Source organism: Oleiphilus sp. HI0066, from assembly GCF_001635725.1.
The window spans coordinates 1-316 of sequence record NZ_LWFH01000815.1; the positions used below are offsets into that span (position 1 = coordinate 1).

Sequence of the window (316 nt, forward strand, 5' to 3'; positions counted from 1 at the left end):
AGGCTGTTGGCAAACGCTAACGGCCTTTTTTGTTATAACGTGTGTTGAATTATGACGCGCTTTGATAAGTGTGTATAATTCTGGCAGTTTTGTATTCTATGTATCGAATTTTCGATGCGTTCTATTTATAAGGAGCTCTTGTATGGGCGTTGTGACCAAACGGTCGTCGATGACGTTTTTTTCTGATGGTGCAAGCCACTATAGCCACCGAGTCCGTATCGTTCTCGCCGAAAAAGGTGTGGCAGTAGATATTATTGATGTCGATCCAGATGAAAAGCCTGCAGAGTTAGCTGATCATAACCCATACAATGAATTG

Annotated in this window: 1 protein-coding gene; it reads left to right on the forward strand. The window is 42.1% G+C overall.

Annotated features, from left to right (window positions below):
- Positions 1–142 precede the first annotated feature (142 nt).
- A partial coding sequence (locus A3738_RS09680; RefSeq protein ID WP_197473762.1) for a glutathione S-transferase N-terminal domain-containing protein occupies positions 143–316 on the forward strand: 174 nt, incomplete at its 3' end.